Source organism: Candidatus Proelusimicrobium excrementi, from assembly GCF_937881865.1.
In the GTDB taxonomy this organism is placed as follows: domain Bacteria; phylum Elusimicrobiota; class Elusimicrobia; order Elusimicrobiales; family Elusimicrobiaceae; genus Proelusimicrobium; species Proelusimicrobium excrementi.
In genome coordinates this window covers 1-8,602 of the sequence record NZ_CALGEO010000130.1, presented here as the reverse complement: position 1 = coordinate 8,602, position 8,602 = coordinate 1, and the positions used below count along the sequence as shown (strand labels likewise).

General features: G+C 46.2%; 5 protein-coding genes. 1 reads left to right on the top strand and 4 read right to left on the bottom strand.

The annotated features are described in order from the left end of the window. Positions 1 to 1,176 precede the first annotated feature (1,176 nt). The 4 genes from ACQY26_RS06245 to ACQY26_RS06230 form a co-directional block, all read right to left on the bottom strand. Complete coding sequence (locus ACQY26_RS06245; RefSeq protein WP_428048284.1) at positions 1,177 to 2,898, bottom strand: sigma-70 family RNA polymerase sigma factor; 1,722 nt, start codon at positions 2,896 to 2,898, stop codon at positions 1,177 to 1,179. A 22-nt stretch (positions 2,899 to 2,920) separates the two neighbouring features. After that, positions 2,921 to 4,636: a DNA primase gene (gene dnaG / locus ACQY26_RS06240; protein ID WP_428048283.1), complete on the bottom strand. Its 1,716-nt coding sequence runs from the start codon at positions 4,634 to 4,636 to the stop codon at positions 2,921 to 2,923. A gap of 69 nt (positions 4,637 to 4,705) precedes the next feature. After that, positions 4,706 to 4,900, bottom strand: a complete 195-nt coding sequence (gene rpsU / locus ACQY26_RS06235; protein ID WP_428048282.1) for a 30S ribosomal protein S21 — start codon at positions 4,898 to 4,900, stop codon at positions 4,706 to 4,708. A gap of 65 nt (positions 4,901 to 4,965) precedes the next feature. Beyond that, positions 4,966 to 5,304, bottom strand: a complete 339-nt coding sequence (locus ACQY26_RS06230; RefSeq protein ID WP_428048281.1) for a histidine triad nucleotide-binding protein — start codon at positions 5,302 to 5,304, stop codon at positions 4,966 to 4,968. A 230-nt stretch (positions 5,305 to 5,534) separates the two neighbouring features. On the opposite strand from ACQY26_RS06230, the gene ACQY26_RS06225 reads away from it, so the two are divergent. Beyond that, positions 5,535 to 8,602, top strand: a 3,068-nt coding sequence (locus ACQY26_RS06225) for a type I polyketide synthase (protein ID WP_428048280.1), incomplete at its 3' end; no start/stop codon positions are given.

Here is an 8,602-nt window from a genome sequence, read left to right as displayed (position 1 = left end):
TGTCGTTCAGACGGAAACCTAAAACAAAATCATAAAACAGTTGACTGTTTTTTTTAATAAATTTTACACAAATTTCAGGCTGAAAAATCTCCGTTATGCTTCCCGCTTCTTATCTTGCGCGCCTTGCGCTTTTTTGGCCTAAAGCAATCAAAAACGGAGGTAAAAAATGGTTAGTTTAAGGAAGAAATTTAGCGTATGTTTCTTTATTTTCGCTTTGGTGTTAGTGTGCTTATTAATGCCGGCGGAATTAAAAGCAAGCATATCTTGCTGTAAAAACGGGAAGCTCTCAAGCTCCCCGATTTGCCCAACGGCCAGCAATATGATATCAGCAAATGTACGAGTGTTAATCCCGTTAATCCAGTATTTCCCGTAAATCCCGGTGAGAAATACGGAGAAGCTGTGCTTGTAAATGATTGTACCTTAGGACAAACGCAATATAAACCAAGCGGCTCTTGCGGGACGTCCTCCAGAAAGTGCTGTTCAAACGGTAGTTGGAGTGCATGGGACGGGGAATGCGATGGAGCAAGTTCATGTACGGCAAATCAATGTTGGAACGGGACGAAATGCGAAGATAAAGGGGCCGTGCAGTCAACCTGTAAGGCACTAATCCCCCATACCATAAGCGGGGATCTTGCAAGAACCGCCAAATGTATATCAGGTTCAGGCTGGCAGTACGGAGACTGGGACGGTGTATGTGAATGCGCCGAGGGTTATGTGCCCGATGAGGACAATAGCCTTACCTGCCATGAAGCACATTACTATTGGAAGATATTAAGCACGGAAAAAGTAGGAGAAACATCTTTAGAGTCTACAGATAAAAGTTACTGCGAAAGCGGCAGTAACGGTTCTCTTACGCCTCAATGGAGAGAACTTTATGGCGCAGATACTAGCGAACTCTTAGGCTCTGATTGTAAAAAATGGCTGGATAAATATGCTAGGGATATAGATGAACGTTTTAGCATATGGCAAAACGGAAAGTGTTATATATATTCACTAAAATGCGTTAAATCTTAACAAACCGGGGGACCCCCGGCTCTCAACTAACCGCCCCGCCTCAGCATAAGCCAAGGCGGGGTTTCTGTTTAGCGTAAATATTCGTTAAATATAGGGAGCTGAGTCCTAAATAAAAATCCCGCCCAAGCTTTTGCCGGGGCGGGATGACAAAACAATCTTTTTTTAGAAAGGCTGATCGGAATAATCTTTCAGCATGCGTGTTCTGCTGGGGTGGCGCAGTTTGCGAATGGCTTTTGCCTCGATTTGTCTTACGCGCTCCCTTGTTACGTTGAACATTTTGCCTACTTCTTCCAAAGTTCTGGGATAGCCCGATTCTATGCCGAAGCGCAGCTTGATGATTTTGGCTTCGCGTTCGGATAGAGTCGCCAGTACCTCTGCGACTTCCTGCTTTCTTAAAAAGTCCGTCGCGGAAGAAGAGGGGTTTGGCCCGTTCTTATCTTCAATAAAATCTTCCAGGTTGGAATCCTCATCCTCACCGATAGGCGTGGAAAGGGAAATAGGATCCTGCATAATTTTAAGTATGCCTTTTACCTTCTCCACCGAAAGCCTTAAAGATTTCACATAATCGTCCAAGCCCGGTTCTCTGCCGTGCTCTTGGCGGAATTTGTTTGTAACTTTTGTCAGTTTTGAAACAAGTTCTTTCATGTGCACGGGTATGCGGATTGTATTGGCTTGGTCGGCTATGGCCCTGTTGATGGACTGCCTTATCCACCAAGTTGCGTAAGTGGAAAATTTAAAACCTCTTTTATACTCAAATTTTTCCACGGCTTTCATAAGGCCAAGGCCGCCTTCCTGAATCAAGTCGGAAAGTTCCAAGTTGGAATTTACATGCTTTTTGGCTATGGAAACCACCAATCTTAAGTTGGCTCTTATCAGTTTAAGCTTGTCTTGCAGAATCATCTTTTCAAAGAAGTCGATTCTTTCGTTTAAAGATAAAAACTCCTGTTCCGCCATAGGCAATGTGGAGAGCAATTTTTCGTATCTGCTCTTTACTGTGGTAATATTCTTTATAGCTCTGTCCAAATCGGCGGCGTTTTGCGCTTTTGTCTTTTTTACCAAGGTGCTTTCGCTCAACTTGCCCTGTTCAAACTGTTTATAAAGTTTAACGACGTCTTCATATTTGCCGAAATATTCGTCAAAGCGGGCGATATCGCTTTTATATTCGTTTATTTTATCGGCCAAGCCTTTTATTCTGTTGGTAAGACGTTTAATCTTATTTTGGTTGAGGTTGAGTTTTATTATACGGTCGACGACCTCTTTTTGTTTCTCTTCCAGCTGGCTCGTATATTTGCTGACCAATTTATCGCTCAAACCGGGCTTTCTGATTTCTTTCATCAAAGCGGAAATGTCCTTTTCCCTTTTAGCTATAAAAGCCGCGGCCTCTTTGAGTTTTTTGCGCATGGTGTTGAGCTCCCGGGTGGTTCTTTTGCCGCGCGGCATAAGTTCCTTGGTCGTCATTTCTTCTTGGTCGACCAATTCTTCCCAAGAGCATATTTCCCTCATGGTTATGGGGGATTCCAAAACTATTTTCCTTAGTTCTTTTTCGCGCTCGCGAATGTTTCTGGCAAGGGTTACTTCTTCGTCGCGGGTAAGGAGCGGCACTTTTCCCATTTCCGAAAGGTACATGCGTATGGAGTTTGAAATATCCATATTCGAAGCCCACTCTTCCGTATAAGCTTCTTTTTCCGCCATGGCTACGGCTTTGTACTTTTTCCTGTCGACGACTTGTATCCCCAAATCTTCCAAAGTGCCCATAAGCCCGTCGATGTCGTCTGCGTTCATCGCGGCCGAAGTGAGCGATTTGTTAATTTCGTCCAAAGTAAGATAACCGTGTTCTTTGCCTATTTCTACAAGTTCTTTAAATGCCTTGTTGTCTTGTGCCATAAAATAAGACTCCCTTGCTTGTTTATGATTTTAATTTCTTCTGTATTTCTATTTGTTCTTTAAGCAAATCCAAAGGCGCGCCGCCCGGCGGATAGCCCGACAGCAGCTGCTGCAGCTGTTTATATCTTTTGCTTAAGGCCGTTTTTTTAAGCGTATTTATGCAGGCTTCCGCTTCCCTTTGCGGGCGTATGCCATCGGGCAGCGGCTGCATCGCGTACTTAAGCGCGGTTTTGGCCAAAGCTTCGTTTTCTTGGGCTATGTGCGGCAAAACGTCCTCAATATCCGGCCTTTTAAGGCGCAGGGCCTCAATTTCTTTAATCATCAGCCAGATGTTCTTATTTTCAAAGTAATCTTCTTTCAGTTCCGCGCACAGTTCTACGTATCTGGGGAACTTAAGAAGCACTCTTATAAGATCAAGTTCGCTTTGCGGCGTAACGTCTTTTTCTTTCTTAAAGACGGGCTTTGCTTCCGCCGGGGTATTGGTTCGTTTCAGCTTTTCGGTGATAATTCCCGGCTGAACGCCAAGTCTGTTTGCGGCTATTAAAGCCCATTCGTTTTTAATAATTTGGTCCGGCTGCTTTTGTATTATTTCAATAATTTCGGCGGTGATATCGGCCCTGTCTTTAGGCGATATGCTCTGCGCCCCTTTCAAAATGCAGTCAAGACGGAAATTTACTATGTCTTTTGCTTCGTTTACTACTTTTTTAAAATCTTCCAAACCGTATTTATGGATATATTCGTCCGGGTCCAGCCCGCCCGTAAGGGAGGCCACCTTAACGTATACTCCGCTTTCCACGAGTATCAAAGCCGCTCTTAAAGAGGCTTTTATCCCGGCTTCGTCCGGGTCAAAAAGTACGACGGCGGTATCGGTGTAGCGTTTTAAAAGTTTGGCGTGCTCGGGCGTAAAAGATGTTCCAAGCGGCGCCACGCAGTTTTCCGCCCCGGCTTGGTGGCAGGCTATTACGTCCATATAGCCTTCCAAAAGTATCACTTTGCCTTCCCTGCGTATGGCCGGCCCGGCAAAGTTGAGCGCGTAAAGCACTCTGCTCTTGGAGAATAAAGGCGTTTCCGGGGAATTTAAATATTTAGGCTGTCCGTCGGAAAGAATCCTTCCGCCGAAAGCCACGCAGTCGCCCCGGTGATTGAATATCGGGAACATCAGCCTGTTTTTGAAATAGTCAGTCCCCGTCGCCGAAGAGGTCAAACCCAGTTTCTTTAAATCCGTGATTGTATATCCGTTTTTAAGGGCGGTTCTTGTCATACCGTCAAAAAAACTTAACCCCAGCTGAAATTTATTTACGGTGTCCGCATTGATTTTTCTGCTTTGCAGATACTGAACCGCGCTTTGGCCTTTGGGGGCTAAAAGCTGCCTGTGGTAAAAATCTTTGGCGGAATTCATTAACTTGTAATCGTTGAGGCGGCCTTTTTCCTGTTCTGAAAGGGAGTCCTCCTCCCGCCAGGGAATGCCGGCCCTTTCGGCCAGACGGCGCGCGGCTTCGTTGAAGGAAAGATTTTCAATCCTCATTAAAAATTCAAAAACGTCTCCGCCGGCTTGGCAGCCGAAGCAATAAAAAAATCCTTTGTCCGGGTTTACGGTAAAAGAGGGGGTTTTTTCCTGATGAAAAGGGCAGCAGGCCTTATAAGTCCGCCCGGCGCGTTTTACGGCGGGGACGTATTCTTTTATAAGTTCTAAAATGTCAATGCTGTCTTTAATTTTTTCAATCAGGGCAGTATTCATATTCACACATATAGGCACAATAGCCCGCTTGTTCTAGCGGACTATTGTGCTGATTTTTATACTGAAAAACTAAAAGCGTTTTCTTTTAGTGCGTCTCATTCTGCGCTGCGCTTCCTGAGATTTAAGTTTCCTTCTTACGCTCGGCGGAGTATAGGTTTCCCTTCTTTTGATTTCTTTAAGGATACCGTTCTTCTCGCATTCTCTTTTAAAGCGTTTCAACGCTTCTTCAAGATGTTCTGCGTCGCGGACTTTTACAAATACCATTTACTTTTCACCACCTTATCTTAAAAGACACTTAGAATAAAAATCTGTTTTGATTTCTTCGGGGGTTAGCCGGCGGGCCATAAAAAGCGTCTTCCGCCCATCAGATGATAATGCAGATGAAATACGCTTTGCCCCGCGCCTTTGCCGTTGTTGGCTACCAAGCGGAAATCTTTTAAGCCGAGTTCTTTCGCTATTTTAGCGGCGGCCAGCTGTATTTTGCCCAAGAGTAAAACGTCTTCTTCCTTGGCGTCGGCCAAGTTTTCAATATGTTTAACTGGTATAATAAGTATATGGCTGGGGGCCTGCGGGTTTAAGTCTTTAAAACCCACCACGTCCTCATCCTGATATATTATCTGGGCTTGAATTTCGCCGTTTGCTATTTTGCAAAAGATACAATTGCTCATACATATATAATTATATCAAAAAAACGCGGCTTTTTGTAAATATTTGTATAATAAAGTACGCGCGCGCGTTTTAATCCGCGCGCAAAGCCCGCGCAAAACACCCGCCAAGTTGATAAGAACTTAATAATTTAATATCATTTAATATATGAGAAAATCTACAAAGCCCAAAAGCTTTATAGTTGTACCTCCCTATTTTAAATCCGAAAAATTTTATCAGGAGTCATTTAGCTATGTCTAAAAATAATTTGGAACCCATAGCGGTCGTCGGCATTGGCGCAATAATGCCGGGTGCTTTGAGCAAAGATGAGTTTTGGAAAAATATCACGGAAGGAAAAAATTCCATCATAGAAGTTCCGCAGGACAGATGGGACTATCGCCTTTTCTACAGCGAAGATCGTTCCGCCCCGGATAAGACTTACACCAAAATCGGCGGTTTTATCACCGGTTTTAAATTTAATTCTTTAAAATACAGGATTCCGCCTTCGGTATCGAAGCAGATGGATTCCATTCAGCACCTTGCGCTTGAAACGGCCAGCATGGCTCTTGAAGACGCCGGTTACGACAAAAAAGATTTTGACAGAAGCCGCACCGCCGTTATCATAGCCAATGCTATGGGCGGCATTAAAAACGAATACAGCAACACACGTATTTATAAGGCTTTTTATTATGATATGTTAAGGCATTCGGAACATTTCGCCGCTTTGCCGCCGGCGGAGCAGGAAGCCATTATCGAAGACGTGGAGGCTTCCGTAAACGCCAAGTTCCTCCCGATAACGGAAGACAGCATGCCGGGCGAATTGCCGAACGTAATTTCCGGCCGCGTGGCAAACGTATTCAACCTTAACGGAACCAGCTTTTCAATTGACGCGGCCTGCGCCAGCTCCATAGCGGCGTTGGACCAAGCCGTAAACGGGCTTAGGGTCGGCAATTACGATATGGCCCTTTGCGGCGGCGTTGATCAAATGATGTCCCCGGCCGCTTATATTAAGTTCTGCAAAATCGGCGCCTTATCCGCCGACGGTTCCTTCGCTTTTGACGCCAGGGCCAACGGCTTTGTAATGGCCGAAGGCGCGGGTATGGTCATACTCAAACGCTTAAGCGACGCCGAACGCGACGGCGATAAAATTTACGGCGTAATCCGCGCTATAGGTGCTTCAAGCGACGGCAAGGGCAAGGGCATAACCGCACCGAACCCCAAAGGCCAGAAACTCGCCATAGAAAACACGTTTAAGCAGCTTGATTATACTCCGGGCGAAGTCGGCCTTATGGAAGCGCACGGTACGGCTACTAAAGTCGGCGACGCTACCGAACTTGCCGCTTTGGACGAAGTTTTTAAACCTTACGCCCCGGCCGGTTCTATAGGGCTGGGATCAATCAAATCCCAAATCGGCCACGCAAAAGCGGCGGCGGGCATAGCTTCCGTAATAAAGGTCATGCTTGCTTTACATAATAAGGTATTGCCGCCTTCAATCAATTTTGAAACTCCAAACCCGATAGTGGATTGGGCCTCAACTCCGTTTAAGGTAATTACGCAGGCCCGCCCGTGGGAAACGGATAAAATAAGAAGGGCAAACGTATCATCTTTCGGCTTCGGCGGAACCAATTTCCACTTGGCCGCGGAAGAATATCATCCCGCACTCAGCGCAAAAAAAGCGGCCCCTTCGGCAATTTCTGAAAATCAGGAGAATAAAACAATGGCACAAACCCAAAACGCGGCCGGCAAATATGAACTTCTCGTTCCTATGGAGAAGCTTCAGGGCGATATGCTGGTTTTTTCGGGCGAAAGCAAACAGGATTTGTTTAACGAACTTAACCAAGCCGTACAAAGCATTCAGGGCGATCCTCTTTATTTGATTAAAGCGGCTTATAAAAATCATACCGCTTCTTATAAGCAATACGCAGTAAGCATCAACGCCGAATCCCCGGCCAAACTTAAGGAAAAAATAGAGTTCTTTATTAAGACGGCCTCTTCCTCCGACGTATGGAGCGAACCTTCTTTATATCTTAAAATGAAAGGTATTTATCCTTTCTATAATCACAGCGAAAAGCCCAAAGTTTGTTTTATGTTCCCCGGACAAGGATCGCAGTATGTGGACATGATGAAAGATTTGGCCAGCAAATATAAAGTCGTCCGCGATACTTTCGCCGAGGCGGACGTAATTCTTAAAGAAATCGCCGGCACGACTTTGACCGACGTAATCTGGAGCAAAGAAGGCGAAAGCAAAGAAGAATACAAAAAACGCGAAGAGGGCATTAAACAAACTCAAATTACCCAGCCCGCTATTTTGACGGCCAACGTAGCCATGATGAGGCTTTTGTACCAATTCGGCATTAAGCCGGATGTAACCATGGGACACAGCCTCGGCGAATACGGCGCGGCCGTCGCCGCCGGCGTTTTAAGCTTTCCCGACGCAATCCGCGCGGTAACCACCCGCGGCACGGCTATGGCCAACATTAAAGTGCCCGATTGCGGCAAAATGGCCGCGATAGCCGCTTCTGTAGATAAAATCGAACCCGAACTTAAAAAGATTTCAGGATATGTTGCCGTAGCCAATAAGAACTGCCCGACGCAGACGGTAATCGCCGGCGAGAGCAAATCCGTCGACGACGCCGTGGCTTTGTTCACATCCATGGGCATACAGTCTGTTTTGGTGCCGGTTTCACACGCTTTCCACTCCGCGATAGTACGCCCGGCCTCAGCCGTATACAGGGAGTTTTTAAACAGCCTTACCATTAATGCGCCGAAGCTCCCGATAACCTCTAACGTTTCCGCCGATTTCTATCCGTCGGATCCTTCCAAAATAAGGGATATGATGGTGGAGCAGATTATGAGCTCCGTCGAATGGATTAAACAGGTGGAACTTGCATACGCCAGGGGCGTAAGACTTTTTATCGAAGTCGGCCCCAAACGCGTACTCAGCGCTTTTGTAACCAGCACGCTTTCCGATAAAAAAGACATCAGAGTGTTGGCTTCCAACCACCCCAAACGCGGCGGTATTACCGAATTTAACGACCTTATGGCAAACCTCGTCGCCGCGGGCATTTGGATAGACTGGAGTAAAACAGATATGAATAAAGAAGAAACTATATTTAACCCGGCTTTCGTGGCCGCCGCCGGTTTTAAAGCCCCGGCCCAAGAAGCCTCCGCTTCCGTGTGCGCCTGCGCCGCGCCTGAGCGCCAGCTTCAGCACCGCGCACGCCGCCAGGCATTGACACGCCATGTCAAACAGCTTGAGCGCATAGAGCTGGGTGAAGTTCTCCATGTACGATACCAGCGCCATCACAATCAGATACACGC

Coding starts and splice junctions, on each gene's coding strand:
- rpsU (WP_428048282.1), bottom strand. CDS start 4,900: ATGGTATTTGTAAAAGTCCGCGACGCAGAACATCTTGAAGAAGCGTTG.
- ACQY26_RS06245 (WP_428048284.1), bottom strand. CDS start 2,898: ATGGCACAAGACAACAAGGCATTTAAAGAACTTGTAGAAATAGGCAAA.
- ACQY26_RS06230 (WP_428048281.1), bottom strand. CDS start 5,304: ATGAGCAATTGTATCTTTTGCAAAATAGCAAACGGCGAAATTCAAGCC.
- dnaG (WP_428048283.1), bottom strand. CDS start 4,636: ATGAATACTGCCCTGATTGAAAAAATTAAAGACAGCATTGACATTTTA.